The sequence below is a fragment of the Dictyobacter halimunensis genome, from assembly GCF_036245075.1.
Genome location: NZ_BSRI01000002.1, coordinates 85,992 through 104,416 on the forward strand (window position 1 = coordinate 85,992; position 18,425 = coordinate 104,416).

Consider the following 18,425-nt stretch of genomic DNA (forward strand, 5'->3'; position numbering starts at 1 on the left):
ATTACGATACTAACTTCCGCTTACTATTGAGGTAATCAACCAGGAGATATTCTCCCAGGTTGTCTTTGTCCGCGTAAAATGTGCGGCCATGGTTGATCTGGGCCAGTTGATTGACGAACGCTACCATCCAATGATCATCGTAGAGCATAAAGGTATTAATGGTAATGTTCTCACGCGTGCAGCGCTGTACCTCTAGCAGGGTCTGCTGTTCGGCAAAAGGACTTGGGTAGGCGAATTGCCAGCCATATTCTTCCTCGTGCCAGACGGTTGGCCCACCATCAGTGATCATGATGATCTGCTTGTTGGCCGAGCGCTGCCGGGCCAGCAGTTGACGCGCCAGCATCAGACCATGCGCCATATTGGTGCCGCGATCGTTGTCATACCGGCTGAGCTCTATCAGCTCGTTGGGCTTGTATTCCCTCGCCATATAGGAGAAGCCGACGATATACAGGTTGTCGCGTGGAAACTGTGAACGGATCAGGCTTTCCAGGGCAACCGCGACCTTCTTGGCCGCCTGCTGGCAGCCATTATAGACCATACTGAGACTCATGTCGATCATGAGCACGGTCGATGATTGGGTCGTCAGCTCAGTACGATAAACCTCGAAATCTTCTTTGGTCAGGTTGACGGGCGTGCCGGTGCCGCGGCGGTGCACGGCATTCATCAAGGTTTTTTCCAGGTCCAGCAGGAATGGATCACCGAATTGATAGGCTTTGCTCTCGTCGGTACGCTCACCACCTACCCCACGGAATGGGCTGACATGCCGCCCAAAGCCGTCGCGCTTCATCTTGTTGAAGATATCCTGCAAGGCTTTCTGGCCAATTTTGCGAATACCACGGGCCGTGAGCTCCCAGCGGTTGCCCTTTTTCTGGATGTAGCCGGCTTCTTCCAGCGTCTTCATCAGCTGCTTGAGCTGCTCGACCGATTGGTACTCTTCATCACCCAACAGGTCTTTCACCTTCTGGCTGTCGATGGCTTCCATATTCTCCAGGCGCCGCGCCTCCTGGAGCTGCTCTTCCAGCCCCTCCATCTGCTGCATGCGGCCCATGACGCGCATGGCCTCATTCAAAGGCAGAGACTCCTCGCCACGGAAGGGGAAGCGAGTGCGCATCTGGTCTGATGGGGCAAGCGCCTCCAGGTTCTGCGCCAGTTCCATCATGTCTACGCGAATGCGATCGTCTCCCATTAGCTGATCCATCAGGTCCTGTAATTCCTGACGTTGCTCTGGCGAGAGATTATCCATGATCCCTTGCATGGCTGCGGATTGCTGCTGCATCTGCTCGATCAAGTCGTCCAGAGAGTTGACCCCTGGGAAGTACTGACCATGCTTCTGCATAAATGAGTCGAAGTCGGGCTCAAGACCCTGCTGGCGCTCACGTAGCATCTTATTCAGATCACGGATCATTTCGCGCATGTTGGCGATATCTTCCGGGGACATGTTCTGCAACGATTGCTGCATACCCTGGAAGAATTGCTGCATCATCTGCTGCTGCAGGCCCTGCATCAACTCGTTGAACTTTTCACGTGCCTGATCATCCATGAAGTCGTAATCAGACAGACCCTTGATCTGGCCGGGGATATCCTTTGGCAGCCCATTGAGAAAATCTTGCTTGCGCTTGGCGATCATCTCCAGCATGCGCTGCTTCTGTTCAGGCGTTAAGCCATCCCCTTCTGCACCATCCTGTTCTGACGACCCCTGCTGGCCCATTTGACCTTGCTGCCTCTGACTTCCCATATGAGACTGCTGACCTGCCTGGCCTTGCTGACCTTGTTCGCCCATCTGAGATTGCTGGCCTTGCTCACCCATCTGGGGTTGCTGACCCTGCTGGGACTGCTGGCCACCCTGCTCAGATGGATTTGGGCGGGACTCTGACTGCTTGCCATCCAGGCGCTGTTGGATACCTTCGCGCTCAAGATTTTTAATCTCTTCGAGCTTTTCACGCAGGTCATCCATGACGCCCGAGGCCATGTTGTAACGATTGAGCTGCTCTCTGCGCGTGTTGCGCATGCGCTCCATCATTTCACGCAACCCCATGGTGCGCTGGCCTTCCTGGCCCTGGATGCCGTCCTGCATCAGACGCTTTAACGCCTGCTGCAGGTTGCCATCCTCCATGTAATCATCGGCAAGTGCATTGAGGATATCATCCGCGTCGATACCTTCAATCTTTTGAGTTCCGTCCCAACGGCTATAACCATAGCGATTTCGATAAAATCGATTGAACATGCTTGCGTCCTCTAGCGTCGATAGCGCGTTTTACCACCTACTTCATCCTTATTAAGACGTCGGTTCAGATGGAGCCCTTCGAGGATAAACTCAATAGTAGACGCAACTAAGGCTGGATTTCCTCGGCCGTGCAGTTTGTCGATTGCTTTACTTAGACCACCGACCTTTGAGAGCTGGTTGACATATTCCATCGATGGCATGTCATCACCAACCTGAACATTGAGTCCACGCTCAAAGCCTGCGACTAGCTGCTCAAATTCGCGCTGCTCGAAGTACTGACCAAACACGCTTAGAATCGCATTATTGATTAACTTCTGAACAACACGCTCTTCTTTGATATCACCCACGGCGTCTAGCTCAATCTTGCCACTGGTTGATGCCATGATGGCCTCCAGGTCGCTGACGCGGGGCACAACCTGCCGCTCCTTTAAGCGGAGCGCCCTGCGACTGGCATTACTGAGTACGTTCTCGTAGTTTGAAACGGTGACACGTACACTCACACCAGAACGCTGGCTGATGTCGTTGCTGTGCCGGGCCAGATGGGTCACTTCCGCGATTACTTCTTTCATAAATTGCGGCACCACCACATCCAGACCATCGGTCAGGAACTTGCTGCTCTCCTCTTCCATAATCGAAATTTCATGATCAATGGTGAGAGGATAGTGGGTGCGAATTTCTGAGCCAACACGGTCCTTCAACGGCGTAATGATGCGACCACGATTGGTATAATCCTCTGGGTTCGCGCTGGCAACTACGTATACATCCAGCGGCAGGCGAATCTTATATCCACGAATCTGGACGTCACGCTCCTCCATAATATTGAGCAGACCAACCTGAATGCGCTCGGCAAGGTCGGGTAGCTCGTTAATACAAAAGATGCCACGATTCGTGCGTGGTATCATACCATAGTGGATGGTAAGTTCGTCCGAAAGATAACGGCCTTCCGCCACACGGACCGGGTCAACCTCGCCCACAAGATCAGAGATAGTAATATCAGGGGTCGCTAGCTTTTCACCATAACGACGGTCCCTCGAGATCCACTCAATTTCTGTGCGGTCACCAAATTCTGCGATTTTATCACGGCCAGCTTTGCTTATCGGATCAAATGGATCATCATTGATCTCACTGCCGGCTATAATTGGAATATATTCATCTAATAAATTCACCAGACTGCGTGCGATACGCGTCTTGGCCTGACCTCGTTCACCAAGGAAGATAATATCTTGCCCTGAGAGGATAGCATTCTCAATCTGAGGAATCACGGTGTCCTCGTAGCCAATGATCCCTGGGAATAGCTCTTCTCCATCACGAATCTTCTGAATAAGATTTTTCCGCATTTCTGCTTTCACGGAAAGGACCTTATATCCACTATCACGCAATTCACCAATAGTGCGCGGTCGTGTAGTGATAGTCATTCAGTTTATGCTACCTTTCTTGGGGGTTGGCTCGTGTGATACATGTCTGGGATTGAGGGCGGGTAACCGATCCGGCATGTTCCAACGGGACCAAAAAACATGTGGAACCATACTTGATTCTACAGCCTGCAATGAGAAAACGCAAGGGTAAACCATCTGTAAACGTTTGCTACAGCTGCATTTTCATGCATTTTTATGGTTTATTCTTGCGTTTTTTGTCGCGGCATGTGTTTTAAGCCGCTACGCTAGATTGTTCTCACCATGCGCGTGGGCAAGTGTTGCGGTACGCTGGTAACGACGATGCCCGGTCGGAAGAGTAGGGCAGCCTTGAGGGTCAGCGCCGTCTGGTTGTGCAAAAAGTGCTCCCACAGATGAGCCACGATAAATTCTGGCAGCAAGACGGTCAGCGTGTAGTCCGGATACAGTTCATGAACGGTATCAATATATGCCAGCAAAGGACGTCTCAACGAGCGGTATGGTGATTCGATGACTACCAGTTCAGTCTTTTCGCTGGCCCCGATGTTGGGGCGCCACTGCTTCCAGGCTTCACTCACGCGCTTCTCATCATCCGCATCGATCGCTACATGCACTGCGATGACATTGTCAGAGATCGAGCGAGCATAGGAAAGGCTCTGGACAGAAACACGGTCCATACCCGCAATTGGTACGATGAATAGGTGCTTGATGTCAGCCGGTTTGGCCGGAATGTTCGTGGTACGCTCCTGCTCGACTCGCTTGTAGTGCGCATGAATCCCCATGAACATTAATACCAGCAAGGGGATCAGTACGACAACGATCCAGGCGCCGGATAAAAACTTGGTATACGCGATGACCAGCGCCACCAGGGCCGTCGTCAAGGCACCCGTTCCATTAATAATAGCGCTGCGTATCCAGTTCTTTTGCTGATCTCGCAACCTCCACCAGTGCCGCACCATACCACTCTGGGAGAGCGTGAAGGACATAAAGACGCCCACGGCATACAGGTCGATCAGATGGTCGACGCTGCCATCAAATACTAGCAGTAAGGCACTGGCCATAATCGCCAGGCAGACAATGCCGATCGAGAATGCCAGGCGGTCTCCACGAAAGGCGAACTGGTGCGGCAAGAAGTTGTCACGCGCCAGCAAGGAAGCCAGACGTGGAAAATCCGCGTAGCTGGTGTTGGCCGCCAGCGTCAAAATCAGCAGGATACCGAGCTGGAAGACGGGGAACATGAAGGCCAGCGGACCACTGAAGACATGGGTGGCGATCTGCGCAATCACGGTCTGGTTACCGCTGGGATCTGGCGCAATCCCATTGGTAAGAGTAAGGATAGTGATGCCACCGAATAAAAAGCCAAGGATGATGGCCATCCACATCAAGGTGGTTCTGGCGTTTCTGGTTTCTGGCTTCTTAAAGGCCGGTACCCCGTTGGAGATGGCCTCGACACCTGTCATGGCCGAACAGCCTGAGGCAAATGCCCTCAATACGAGGAACAGCGAAACGGATTCGGTTACTTTGATCGCCTGATTATTTATCGTGTGAAACGTGCCAATCAGCGGCTGGTGATGGATCACAAAGGCATCAAATATACCAACGATAATCATGAAGGCCGCGCTAAAGACAAAGAAGTAGGTAGGGATAGAAAAAATGGAACCCGACTCACGCACACCGCGCAGGTTTACGACTGTGATGAGAACCACCAGCGCCACATCCACCCACGCCTCTAAATGGGGCGCATTCAAAAAGTGAAAGAAAGGAATTGAAGCGAGATTTTGCACACCCGAAGCTACACTTACCGAGACGGTTAGCACATAATCGATCAGGAGTGAGGCGGCTGCGATTAATCCAGCCTGTATGCCCAGATTATCTTTGGCCACTATATAGGAACCACCACCATTGGGATAGGCAGGGATAGTCTGACTATATGATAAGGCAACGATGGCTAATAGGGCAATGATGGCGATACTGATGGGCAGAATTAAATGTAATGAGGTTAATCCCGCGAAGATGAGAACCCCCATACAGGCTTCGGTTGCGTAGGCTACCGAGGAGATCGCGTCTGACGAGAGAACCGCCAGTGCTTTGAATTTGGTTAGCCGCTCATGTTCCGCCTGCGAACTGGCTAATGGCGCGCCAATCAATGTCCTTTTAATATAGTAAAAGATGCGGCTTCCACCCCGAGGCGGGGCCAGCATTTCATCGGTAGCCTTGAGTAGCCCGGGACTAACACTCTCCAGAGCCTTTTTACTGGGCCGAACCGTTCGAATCCGTTCGTAACTGGGATACTTCCCTCGAATAATTTCTGTGCGAACAATGCGAGCAGGATCATCTCCATCGATGAAACCTGGAGCCTCCAGCATATCTTCTTGTACGTTCTTGTCAGAGGTATTGAGGATCCGCGTTTCTTTCTGATCCATCGCTTGTGCTCTCCTATAGTACCACAGCATCGAGAATGAGGCGGACAGCCACTCCAGCAACGTTTGACATACATAGCGTATTCTGTACACAAAGTCGCCGGACGACGTCCAGCTTTACATAACTGATGCATTATATGGCATAGGATCTCAAGAAACCCTAAAGAAAAGAAGCGTTTCTCTCAATATTTTATCAGCGCTCTCTTTCTATGGCTTATTCGTGGTAGCCGGGTCTGTGCTTAAGAGGAACCAGGTGGATATCCGCATCAGAGGTTAAGCGCAAGACGCGATTGGTGACCGAGCCATACAGCAGGACCTCCCATCGGCTATGCGCCGGCTGCCCTAGTACGACCTGGGTTACATGCTTCTGCTTCACCAGGTCCGCAATAGTGCCAGCGATGTCAGTGCTGCTACGCCGAATAATTTCCGCGCCCAGGTCCTCAGCCAGCAAGGCGTGCTCGTCTACTTTCCTCTGAATCTCTTCGTATCGCTTCTTTATATCGCTACCATATTTAATGAATGCGATGACTTTACGTAGAAATGCAGGATAACCGGTGAGCTGGATCGAGACCGCGATCAGGTCGGCATGCAGCCCATGTGCCAGTCGCCAGGCATCGCGGATGATTTCGCGGCTCTGCGGCCGGTGATCAAAACCAACCAGCACACGCTCAGTTGTGGACCATTGCGTTTTGATGTCGTGCTCGGTCATGTACCTTTGCAGCTGCGACTCTGCCTTGTTCGCCGTCAGACGCAGAGCCAGCTCGCGCAGAGCGGTCAAATTCCCTTCGCGGAAAAAGTTTTTTAACGCCGGCTCAATACGCTCCGGTGGATAAATATTGCCGTGCTTCATGCGCTGGCGCAAGGCGTAGGGTGCAATGTCGATCAGCTCAACTTCGTCGGCCTGGTCCAGAATACGGTCAGGCAGGGTTTCGCGCACACGCACACCAGTAATGCTCTCAACTAAATCATTCAGACTCTCTAAGTGCTGCACATTGAGCGTGGTCACGACATCGATACCGGCTTCAAGGATATCCATCACATCCTGATAGCGCTTGTGGTGTTGCGATCCCGCGACGTTGGTGTGAGCCAGTTCATCAATCAAAACGATCTCTGGATGACGCGCAATGATAGCAGTGGTATCCATCTCCTCAAGCTGCACCCCTTTATAGGCGATGGTCTGACGAGGGATGATCTCAAGATCTCCTATCTGTGACCGGGTCTGCTCGCGCTTATGGGTCTCCACATAACCGATCACGACATCAGAACCACGCTCTTTGCGGCGACGCCCTTCGTTGAGCATGGCATAGGTCTTTCCGACACCCGCTGATGCGCCAAGATAAACGCGTAAACGTCCACGGCGCTTGCCCTCTTGGCTGTGATCGGCGGGCACAATGCTACTGGCTTGCTGGTCACCATCATCCTCACGCAGGTGATAGCGGTCCAGCAAAGCCTCTGGATCTGGACGGCCGTCATCCTGTATACGTTTATCTGGAGGCTGGGCACCCATATGTCTCTATCCATCTCCCCATCATAGATAGCTTGCTTACCGTTTCTTCCCTACTTTACCACACCGTAGGACCGCGACAACCTGGTGTTGACGTCGCAGCCCATGGGTGAGGTAAGCCCATTTATTTTTTCAGGCCGTCCAGTGCCAGGTTCAGATCCAGTACGTTGACATGGTCCTCACCCAGGATACCCAGAAAACGACCCTGCACATGGTTCATCACCAACGTCTTCACGGCCTCCTGACTGAGACCACGCTCTTTAGCGATACGGGGTGCCTGGAAGAGGGCCCCCGCTACCGATACATCCGGATCCAGGCCCGATCCAGAAGCGGTAACCAGGTCAACCGGTACCGGCGTGCCAGGATTTTCCTTCTGCAGCTCCTGGACGTTCTGCTGCACATTTTTTAGCAACGTGCTGTTCGTGGGTCCGAGATTGGAGGCCGATGAGTTCTGCGCGTTATAAGGCTCGCTCTTACTGGAGTCCGTCTCTGAGAGGGTCGCGGATGGCCGGCCATGAAAGTAGCGGGCCGATGTCCAGTATTGGCCGATCAGGTCAGAGCCGATCTGCTTCCCATCGGAGGTCATGTGGATACTTCCATTGGCCTGATAGGGAAAGATCAGCTGAGATAGACCTGTGACGATTCCCGGATATAGAAAGCCCGTTACGATTGTGAATACAAGTGTTAAAACAATCGCTGGCCGCATATTTTTTTTGATGGTCTTCATTTTGTTTCCCAATCCTTGCTAGGCGAGATGCAGCAACACTAGCAGGAGATCAATAAGTTTAATACCCACGAATGGAACGATCAATCCGCCCAGTCCATAGATCAACAAGTTACGCCGCAAAAGCGGAGCCGCACCCAGTGGACGGTAGGTCACTCCACGCAGTGCCAGCGGGACCAACGCAATAATAACCAGGGCATTGAAGATGACCGCCGACAAAATGGCACTATGCGGTGTGGCCAGGTGCATAATATTTAAAGCACCCAGTTCGGGGAAGGCGACCATAAACATGGCCGGAATAATCGCAAAGTATTTGGCGACGTCGTTGGCGATGCTGAACGTGGTCAGGGCCCCCCTGGTCATCAATAACTGCTTGCCGACTTCCACAACTTCAATTAATTTGGTGGGATTTGAGTCGAGATCGACCATATTGGCGGCCTCTTTGGCGGACTGGGTGCCCGTATTCATGGCCACACCCACATCGGCCTGTGCCAGCGCGGGAGCGTCATTGGTGCCGTCACCGGTCATAGCGACCAGGCGTCCACCGGCCTGCTGCTCTCGAATCAGCTGCATCTTGGTCTCAGGTGTAGCCTGTGCCAGGAAGTCATCGACACCGGCCTCTTTGGCGATAGCGGCAGCCGTCAGCGGATTGTCGCCGGTGATCATAATGGTGCGGATACCCATGCGGCGCAGCTGGTCGAAGCGCTCACGCATGCCACCCTTGACGATATCCTTGAGCTCGATAACGCCCAGAACCCTGGCATCTTTCTTCGTCGCCCCATTGGAACCAATGCGCTGGGATTCCGCGACCACCAGTGGCGTACTGCCACCACGGGCAATCGAACTGACCATTTGCTCTAATTCGCTGCCCGCTGAGCCTCCCAGTTCTTTGACATAGCTCAAAACCGACTCGGCCGCGCCTTTACGTACCGAGTGCAGCGTGCCGTCAGCATGACCATTGAGGTCAACGCCGCTCATGCGCGTCTGGGCCGAGAAGGGAACAAAGGTCGCATGCTCGCCCACCTCTTCATGCAGTCCATAGCGCTCATTTGCCAGGGCAACGATTGATCTTCCTTCAGGCGTCTCGTCCGCCAGACTGGACAGGAGTGCGGCATGCGCCAACTCTTTCTCCTGCACACCTTTCAGCGGAACAAAGCGGCTGGCCATGCGGTTGCCCAGGGTAATCGTGCCGGTCTTATCCAGCAGGAGCACGTCGACATCACCGGCAGCCTCGACCGCGCGCCCGCTCATGGCCAGCACGTTGCGCTGCACCATGCGGTCCATGCCCGCAATGCCAATGGCGGAGAGCAGACCACCGATGGTAGTCGGGATCAAGCAGACCAGCAACGCCACCAGCGTGGTGATCGAAACCGGGCTGTGCGAGTAGATGGCGAAGGGTTCCAGGGTTACGACCGCCAGCAAGAAGATGATGGTCAGGCTGGCCAGCAGGATATTCAAAGCGATCTCGTTCGGCGTTTTCTGACGCGCCGCGCCTTCCACCAGGGCAATCATACGATCAAGGAAGGTCTCGCCGGGATTGGCGCTGATCTGGACCACAATCCAGTCCGACAGCACGCGCGTGCCGCCGGTGACGGCACTGCGATCACCACCACTTTCGCGGATAACCGGGGCCGATTCTCCGGTAATGGCGGACTCATCGACCGATGCGACGCCTTCTACCACATCTCCGTCGCCCGGGATCACGTCTCCGGCCTCAACCAGCACGAAGTCTCCTTTGCGCAGGTCCGGCGCGGCTACCTCTTGATAGTCAGACTGGCGCCTGCCTTGCTTGAGACGCTTCGCCATCGTGGTGGTGCGGGTCTTACGCAGGGTGTCGGCCTGCGCCTTTCCTCGCCCTTCCGCCATGGCTTCAGCAAAATTGGCGAAGATGACCGTAAACCAGAGCCAGATCGAAACTGCCAGCACGAAGAAGGTCTCACTGGCAGGGCCGGTAAAGAGGTAGCGCACAAATTCTACCGTTGTAATCACGCTACCGATTTCAACCACAAACATGACCGGATTCTTGAGCTGCCAGCGTGGATCCAGCTTCTTCAACGAATCTACCAGAGCACGACGTATAATCGGCCCATTAAAGATGGAACTGGCACTTTTGCGGCGCGTCTTCCATTGCTTTGCTTCTAGTGAATCAGTACTCATCTCTTTAAAATCTCTTTCCAGCCAGCATCAGTAGATGTTCAACCACAGGTCCCAGCGCATAGGCCGGGAAGTAGGTCAGAGCACCCACAATCAAAATTACACCGATCAGAAGAACCACAAACAAAGGCCCTGTGGTTGGGAACGTACCCGCGTTGGCCGGTACCACTTTTTTCTTCACGATCGCTCCCGCCAATGCCATGACAGGAACCACAAAGGCGAAACGCCCGATCAACATCGCGAAAGCTATCGTCCAGTTATAGAATGGCGTGTTCGCGCTCAAGCCGCCAAATGCGGAACCATTGTTACCTGTACCGGATGTGTAGGCATACAGTATTTCTGATAACCCATGCGGACCCGGATTCAAAATCGAGCTCGTACCCGCTTGCAACACAGCCGCGATAGCCGTAAAACCCAGAATAGAGGCTGGCAAGATCAAAATCGCCAGGGCCGCCATCTTCATCTCTTTCTGCTCGATCTTTTTGCCCAGGTACTCAGGCGTACGGCCAACCATCAAGCCAGCGATAAACACAGCCAGGACCGCGAAGATGAGCATGCCGTACAGTCCAGAGCCAACACCACCAAAGATGATCTCACCCAGAGCGATGTTGAGCATCGGAATCATGCCACCAATAGGCGTGAAGCTATCAAAAAAGCCGTTAACAGCGCCACAAGAGGCATCGGTGGTGATGGTCGAGAAAAGCGCGGTCTGGGTAATGCCAAAGCGTACTTCCTTGCCTTCCATATTGCCACCTGCCTGATAGGCGGTGACCGCCTGGTTAGCACCTAGATGGGTCAGGAGAGGGTTGCCGGATTGCTCGGCTGGCAGGATAACAAACACGCCGATCAGAAAGAGAATTCCCATCGCCGCCCAGATCGCCCAGCCCTGTTTGGTGTTGCCCGCCATCTTGCCGAACACGTAGGTCAGACCCGCCGGGATCGCAAAGATGGCCAGCATCTCGATCATGTTGGTGATAACATTTGGATTTTCAAATGGATGCGCCGAGTTGGCGTTAAAGAAACCGCCACCATTGGTGCCGAGCTCTTTGATAATCTCCTGTGAGGCGACCGGCCCCTGAGCAATCACCTGCTTGACGCCTTCCAGGGTCACTACCTGGGTATAGGCATTAAAGTTTTGTATCACTCCCTGCGAAACCAGGACAAGGGCGCCGATAATAGAGATCGGTAACAGAATATAGAGAATACAGCGAGTGATATCTACCCAGAAATTTCCCAGATGTTGCGCGCTGCGCCTGGTCAGGCCACGCACAAAGGCCAGCGCCAGGGCGACGCCGGTCGCCGCCGAGACGAAGTTATGGAAGGCCAGGCCCGCCATCTGCGTGAGATAGGACATGGTCTGCTCGCCAACATATGCCTGCCAGTTGGTGTTGGAGGTAAAGCTGGCGGCAGTATTAAAGGCCAGCTGCGGCTCGACCGCGCCAAATCCCTGGGGATTGAACAGCGGACCTTGCCACTGCTGGGTGCGCTCAAAAAGATAGAGCAGGAGCATACCGGCAACGCTGAATAGCAGCATCGAAATGGTATAGCCGGTCCATTTCTGCTCTTCCTCGGCATCCACACCCGAGAGACGATAAAACACACGCTCTACGGGAGCGAGCACAGGGGTTAACCAGGTTCGTTCACCCGTAAAGACTTTTGTCATATAGAGACCCAGCGGCTTGGTAATCAGTAAAAGAATTACCAGGTAGATAAGAACCTGTATGACGCTATTGGGCGTTATAGGCATCTTTTCTTCCTCAATTTCAATCTATTAGAACTTTTCAGGCGCCAGTAAGGCGATAAACAGATAAACAGCAATGATTAGTGTCACAAGACCAACCAGCAGATATTCCAGCGGCGTGTTCATTGCGCTCACTCCCTATAAATGTTCACACCCAAAGGTGAAACTGATACAACACAGAAAAAAAACGATACTGACAAGAACAATCAAGATATCAAGCATGAAATCCCTCCCCATTAACTTTCATTCTGGCGCACTGCTCGCGCCTCGCGGCAGCCTCAGACGCCAGGCGCAATACTGCTTCCATGGGAAATGGCTTTGGCAGGTAGGCGAGAGGATGAAATTCTGCCAGGCGATGTGGACTCACCCTGACCGCCGAAAGCACCACCACAGGCAACTTCCCCTGCAACGTTCCATCTTCCTCTCCCAAAGAGCATTCACCACCTTGAATGGCCCGCAACACATCCCACCCGGTCTGATCTGGCAAATTGATGTCTAGCAATATGAGATCGATTGGTTTGACACGCAGATAATGAAGAGCACTTCGAACATCGGTGGCGCAGCTTACTTCATGTCCTCGCGCCAACAGATTGCGCTCTACCACGTTGCGTAAGACATCATCATCTTCAACCAGCAGAATTCGTGCTCCTGTCATATCTGTAACTCTTTCTATGGCGATACCATCAAATCTTCCTCATACTTGCTCCGAGATCAAATATATCCCCTATCTGCTCAATGCGCGGTCAAGAGAAAAAAAACAATCCTCAAAAATCCCTCAAGATATCTGCAGCCAATGCTCAGGATGCCATTAGTAGTGGTGCAACTGGTTGCACCACTACTAATGGCATCCTGAGCATTGGTCTGGCTCTTGTCGTCGTGGGGACACGTGAGTGCCCCCGCACGCGCGTCCGCATTGTTATTTTGTGATGGTGCATGGGTGCGCATCTGCGCATCCATGCACCATCACAAAACGGACTTATAGGTACCGCAGGTGTCAAAACACCCTATCGTATGTTGGTGACACCGGGGCGCATCCGCGCCCTTCATGCACCATCACAAAACGGATTTATAGGTACCGCAGGTGTCAAAACACCCTATATGGTGATGTGATCGGGGCACGGATTCGCCCCATGCACCATCACAAAACGGATTTATGAGCACCACAGGTGCCAAAATACCTTATTGTATGGTGATGCAACCGGGGCGCGGATGCGCCCTCACAAACGGATTTATAGGTACCGCAGGTGTCAAAACACCCTATATGGTGATGTGATCGGGACACGGATTCGCCCCATGCACCATCACAAAACGGATTTATAAGCACCACAGGTGTCAAAATACCTTATTGTATGGTGATGCAACCGGGGCGCATCCGCGCCCCGGTTGCATCACCATACAAAACCAGCGCGGCCGCGCAGCGGCCGCGCGTGTGGGGACGCTCACCTCAAAGACTCATCAAAAAAAAAAGTCATTATTATCTAAATTGGGTCAAGAGAACTAGCCAAAAGCTAAAAATTATGTCAAAATTTACCCTTAAAAGGTTTTACTTGTCCTATCCTGCTGTGCTACACTATGGAAGCGTACATTGTTTCGACTACGTATATTGTTATAGGGCTATTCGTAGTGTGGTAAGGATAGTCCACACGTTGTAGGAACATGGATAATTTCCCCCTTTCAAAGGACGATTAAATAGTATGGCACAGGAATCTGTGACTCAGAACACACACACCATCGTGCAAAACCAGGAAGACGAACATTCGTCAGGCAAAAATTTGCTTGGACCTCTTCTTTGCTGGGCTGTTGTCTTCGCAGATATTGGCACCTCGGTCTATTACACTCCCGGCATTCTTTATCAGACGGTACAGGGACTGGCAGGCTTTTTCGTATTTCTGACGATGTCCGTCTTTATCTTGCTCGCCTTGAAGTATGCGGAGGTAACACATCGTTTCCCTCAGGGTGGCGGTGTCGTAACAGTAGCCGCGCAGGCCATCAACCCCTGGTTCGGAGCCCTGGGCGGCATGTTTATCCTGGTGGACTATTTTCTGACCGCCGCGATCAGTAGCCTATCAGGTATTCTCTACTTTAGCGTGGTGTTCCCCGCTATCGGTGGTGTGACTATCCCACTCTTTATTACTGTCGGCGTGTTGGTACTTCTGGGTATCTTGAACTGGGTTGGTATCAGTGAAAGCGCGAAAGTAAGTCTGGTAGGTGCGATCATCGCGTTTGCTAGCGATATTGCCATCCTCGTGACTGTTTTTACCCATCTCTCACTGCCTGAGTTCTTTAGCCTGATCGGCAAAATGTTTACCAGCCAAAATCTGACACCATTTTCGCTGCTGGCTGGTTTCGCAGGCTCCTTCCTGGCTTTCTCAGGCCTGGAGAGTATCTCGCAGTTATCTCCGGTCATGAAAAAGCCGCATAAGAAGGTCGCCGGGATCGCGTTGACCCTGGTCGTTCTGACGGTTGGTCTGACCAGCCCGCTATTAACAATGCTCTCGACGCTGTTGCTGCCCAGTGCCGCGCAGAACGCGACGCAGTCAGCACAAATTATTTCTTTGCTAGCGGGCAAATGGGGTGGGCAGGTGTTACAGACAGAGGTGGCCATCAGTGCCAGCGCATTGCTTGTCTTCGCCAGTAATACCGCCATCATCGGCGCTTATCACGTCTTCATCGCCCTGTCACGCATGGGATTTCTGCCAGAATTCATCCTGCAGCGCAACAAGTTGCGAGGTACTCCTCACTTCTCGATTGCCCTGGCGACCGGTATTCCCATCGCTGTACTCCTGCTGGTATGGGGAAATATTAATCTTCTCGGCGATATGTACGCCTTTGGCCTGCTCGGCGCGTTCTCACTTACCTGCCTGGGCCTGGACATTGTACGTCTACGGGATTTGAAGCGCGCGCAAGCATTAAAGCGAGCAGCCAGCGCGCAAAGCGGGGCGCAAGAGAGAGAGGCACAAAAAGCCGTCGAAGTGCATGATTTGATGAAGTCTAACGTTCAGCCAGTGACAGCCACGGCGGATGAGCACTCCGATGAAATGGGTGGCCTGGGAGGCCAGGTCAACGAGACGTATGAAGCGACCAGGCTGTGGTTTAAAATTAATCTGGGTCTGGGTATGCTCACCACCGTACTGGTCGTGGTGGCCTGGAGCACTAACCTGGTCACCAAACCGCTGGCCACGGCCTTCGGTGGCGGTGTCACAGTAATTGGAATGGGTCTCGCATACTATAATCATAATCGCCAGCAGAAGGAAGGAAGGGTGCCTGTACCGGTTGTGGTCACACGACTTCAGGGTACCTATCCTAAAACTACCCTGGCCATTCTTACACCGCACAATCCACACAACGGTGCGGTCATCCGGGCGGCGATCAATAACGCTAGCGCCGACACCCCACTGCTGTTCCTGTACCTGGCTGGTAAGCGGCCGCGTCCAAGTGCTCCACGTATGATGGAAATTATCGATCCTTACCTGGATGATCAGGAGGCTAAAGATACCTTTGGTAAGGCCGAGGCTTTAGCCATTAAAGCTAAAGTTCCTAATCGAACCTACATCTATCTCCAGGAGGAACCTGAATTGGCCACACAGATCTGGCAGTCGATTCATCCACGCGATACCCTGGTTGCTATTGAAAATGATAGTCAATTTAAAGATATCAATCCAGATCGCGTTCGCTATGAATTAACGCCAGAAGGGAAAGTAGCGCATCTCCTGAAGCGATGGTAACACCCGCTTCAGGAGATGGCTGGCCCCGGATGTTACGCACCCGAGTGCCATAAAGAGAATGCGAGCGGTGGTCTAAAAAAGCGTGCCCGGCACGCTTTTTTAGACCACCGCTCGCATTCTCTTTATTTTCTTTATTCTTCGGTATTAAAGCGGTAGCCGACTCCCGATACGGTCAGGATGAAGCGGGGATGGGCAGAATCGGGCTCGATCTTGCGTCGTAACTGGCCAACGTAGACGTGCAGATAGTGCGCTTCGGTTCCATATCCTGTTCCCCAGACCTGTGACAGCAGCATCTGGCGTGTCATGATCTTTCCCCGGTTCTTGATTAGTGCCTTCAATAGATCATATTCTGTAGGGGTGAGCTTGACCTCTTTTCCGTTCACCTGTACGCCCCGTTGCGCAAAATCCACCCGGAGTGGGCCAGCCGTAAAGATCGGCTCGGTGCCAGATTGGATCTGGGCCGTATGCCGTAGGGCAACCCTGACGCGCGCCAGTATCTCATCTATGCCAAATGGCTTGGAGACGTAGTCATCAGCACCCAGGTCAAGCGCCAGCACTTTATCGCGCTCGGTGTCTTTGACGGATAAAACAATGATCGGCAGGTTGGACTGTTCGCGTACCTTTCGGCAAACCTCCAGGCCACTGATGCCAGGTAGTCCCAGATCCAGGAGTATGAGATCTGGCCTGTGTTGCCCTACCTCTTCCAATGCCGCTTCACCGCTTTCAGCGGTAAATACGTCATAACCATGGGCGACAAGACTGCGCTGCAGCGCACGTAAAATTTCGATCTCATCGTCAACAACCAGTATACGGGCTCCACTTTTACTCATGTGTGTGTCCTTCTATATGTTCAAGAGGCAAGGTAAATCGGACGATAGCACCACCGCCGGGCCGATTCTCTGCCCAGATTCGACCACCATGGGCCTCGATTAATCCCCGGCATACCGCTAATCCCAGGCCGGTCCCCATGATACTCGTTGCTCTCCTTGTAGCACCGGAGACTCTGTAAAATTTATCAAAAATACGTTCTAGATCGGATTGGGGAATACCGGGTCCACGATCCGCCACACTCACCCTGATTTCACTATCAGTAACATCAACGCTAATATCTATAGGAGAATCAGGGGGCGTATAGCGTACGGCGTTTTCTAGCAGATTGGTAATGACCTGGTCTATCTGTAAATAATCCAGTTGCACCGGCGGCAAATCATCGGGCATATGGATAGTCACATTCCTATCCCGCAATACTCCTTGCATATGTCCACTTACATCGTGAATAAGCTCATCAATAGGATACCACTCTTTTTCCGCTTTGAGGGCCCCTCCTTCAATACGCGACATATCCAATATATTGCCAACCAGTCGATTGAGTCTGTCCGTCTCTTTTTCAATGGCCTGCGCAAAGCTTTTCTTGGACTCCTCATCCCATTCTACATCTTCCTGCAGCAGACTACTGGCGGCCGCTTTAATCGATGAGAGCGGTGTGCGCAGATCGTGTGAGACCGATGAAAGCAACGCCGCCCGCAGGGCATCGGTGCGGCGCAGCAGTTCGATCTGCAATGACTCGCGGTGCAGTCTTGCCCTCTCAATCATAGCGGTCGCCTGGTCAATAAAGGTCCAGAAAAAAGCATTCTGGTGGTTGAGGTCTTTTTTCTCATCAATGAGCGCCCGCTCTATGGGGAAACGGCGCGATCCGCCTGCCATCAGGAGGCGCGCCACCCCTACGACTTTCTGTCCCTGGTGCATAGGTACCAGGCGCGCATAGTTGTGCGCCGAAGGCGTTGCCTGAACTACCCGTCGAAAGCGAAATGGGAGCACCTTGTCCGTGTCGGTATAGAAGTCAATGATCCTTCCCTCCAACATAACAGATTCAGCAGTCTTAATCTCATCTGAAGAGAGTTGCAGGTGCGCGGCGTCTTGCAACGCATCCGCCCGCAAACTCAGCCGTCCGTGTTCGTCCGGCAATAAAATAGCACAGTCGATCACTCCGGCCGTCAAGAAGTTATTTACAATCGCATGCGCTACGATATCGAGTTGCCGCTCCAGATGCTCTTCATTGGTGGTAGCGTTGACCAGTTCATAGAGAGCCCGCGTCTCCTTCTCGCGCTGCGTTGCTTGCTCAGCCCTTCGACGCAACGCCGAGGCGAGTTCGCCCGTAATAATCGCAGTGACCAGAAATATAAAGAGCGCCAGCCATTCTTCTGACTTCTGAATTGAAAAGGTAAAGAATGGGGGCACCAGAAAGAAATCAAAGGAGAGAAAAGCAATTATCGATGCGATGACTGCCGCATATAATCCGCGTGTAGTGGCCAGGCCCAGGACCACCAGTAAATAGAGAAAAGAGATATTTGGAATCGCAGGATAGAGCCTGGCAAGATAAATGATTCCAGTAATTAGTAGCGTAAGCAAGAAAGCAAGACAGGCATCGATGATGATCCTTTGCGTCCGGTGTTCTTCGGTAACACCCAAAAAGAGAACCTGTTGTATGTTTTTCATGGCCTCAGCTTTATCATCCTCTGCCATTTGAGATCAATACTGTCGT

At 52.6% G+C, this 18,425-nt stretch carries 12 protein-coding genes; 1 reads left to right on the top strand and 11 read right to left on the bottom strand.

Going from position 1 to position 18,425, the window contains the following annotated elements; genetic code table 11:
- Position 1: 1 nt before the first annotated feature.
- From AABA21_RS14475 to AABA21_RS14515, 9 genes are all read right to left on the bottom strand, one after another.
- Positions 2 to 2,224, bottom strand: a complete 2,223-nt coding sequence (locus AABA21_RS14475) for a vWA domain-containing protein (protein ID WP_338251223.1) — start codon at positions 2,222 to 2,224, stop codon at positions 2 to 4.
- Between the two features lie 11 nt (positions 2,225 to 2,235).
- Entirely contained in the window at positions 2,236 to 3,639 is a 1,404-nt protein-coding gene (locus tag AABA21_RS14480) for a sigma 54-interacting transcriptional regulator (protein ID WP_338251225.1), read from the bottom strand.
- 245 nt (positions 3,640 to 3,884) lie between these two features.
- The gene (locus AABA21_RS14485; RefSeq protein WP_338251227.1) at positions 3,885 to 6,038 is read right to left on the bottom strand and encodes an APC family permease; all 2,154 of its coding nucleotides are present in this window, start codon (positions 6,036 to 6,038) and stop codon (positions 3,885 to 3,887) included.
- A 211-nt stretch (positions 6,039 to 6,249) separates the two neighbouring features.
- Entirely contained in the window at positions 6,250 to 7,542 is a 1,293-nt protein-coding gene (locus tag AABA21_RS14490; protein ID WP_338251229.1) for a universal stress protein, read from the bottom strand.
- Between the two features lie 121 nt (positions 7,543 to 7,663).
- Entirely contained in the window at positions 7,664 to 8,257 is a 594-nt protein-coding gene (gene kdpC, locus AABA21_RS14495; RefSeq protein ID WP_420917191.1) for a potassium-transporting ATPase subunit KdpC, read from the bottom strand.
- Positions 8,258 to 8,284: 27 nt separating this feature from the next.
- On the bottom strand, positions 8,285 to 10,420 hold the full coding sequence (gene kdpB, locus AABA21_RS14500) for a potassium-transporting ATPase subunit KdpB (RefSeq protein ID WP_338251233.1): 2,136 nt from the start codon (positions 10,418 to 10,420) through the stop codon (positions 8,285 to 8,287).
- Positions 10,421 to 10,424: 4 nt separating this feature from the next.
- Entirely contained in the window at positions 10,425 to 12,164 is a 1,740-nt protein-coding gene (gene kdpA, locus AABA21_RS14505) for a potassium-transporting ATPase subunit KdpA (protein ID WP_338251235.1), read from the bottom strand.
- A gap of 24 nt (positions 12,165 to 12,188) precedes the next feature.
- Positions 12,189 to 12,284: a potassium-transporting ATPase subunit F gene (locus AABA21_RS14510; RefSeq protein ID WP_126594148.1), complete on the bottom strand. Its 96-nt coding sequence runs from the start codon at positions 12,282 to 12,284 to the stop codon at positions 12,189 to 12,191.
- An 88-nt stretch (positions 12,285 to 12,372) separates the two neighbouring features.
- Complete coding sequence (locus tag AABA21_RS14515; RefSeq protein ID WP_338251238.1) at positions 12,373 to 12,813, bottom strand: response regulator; 441 nt, start codon at positions 12,811 to 12,813, stop codon at positions 12,373 to 12,375.
- 1,039 nt (positions 12,814 to 13,852) lie between these two features.
- On the opposite strand from AABA21_RS14515, the gene AABA21_RS14520 reads away from it, so the two are divergent.
- Positions 13,853 to 15,883, top strand: coding sequence for an APC family permease (locus tag AABA21_RS14520; RefSeq protein WP_338251240.1), 2,031 nt, complete (start codon positions 13,853 to 13,855; stop codon positions 15,881 to 15,883).
- Positions 15,884 to 16,014: 131 nt separating this feature from the next.
- On the opposite strand, the gene AABA21_RS14525 is transcribed toward AABA21_RS14520, so the two are convergent.
- Entirely contained in the window at positions 16,015 to 16,713 is a 699-nt protein-coding gene (locus tag AABA21_RS14525) for a response regulator transcription factor (protein ID WP_338251242.1), read from the bottom strand.
- On the bottom strand, positions 16,706 to 18,379 hold the full coding sequence (locus tag AABA21_RS14530) for an ATP-binding protein (RefSeq protein ID WP_338251244.1): 1,674 nt from the start codon (positions 18,377 to 18,379) through the stop codon (positions 16,706 to 16,708). The genes AABA21_RS14525 and AABA21_RS14530 overlap by 8 nt, the downstream gene beginning before the upstream one ends.
- Positions 18,380 to 18,425 lie beyond the last annotated feature (46 nt).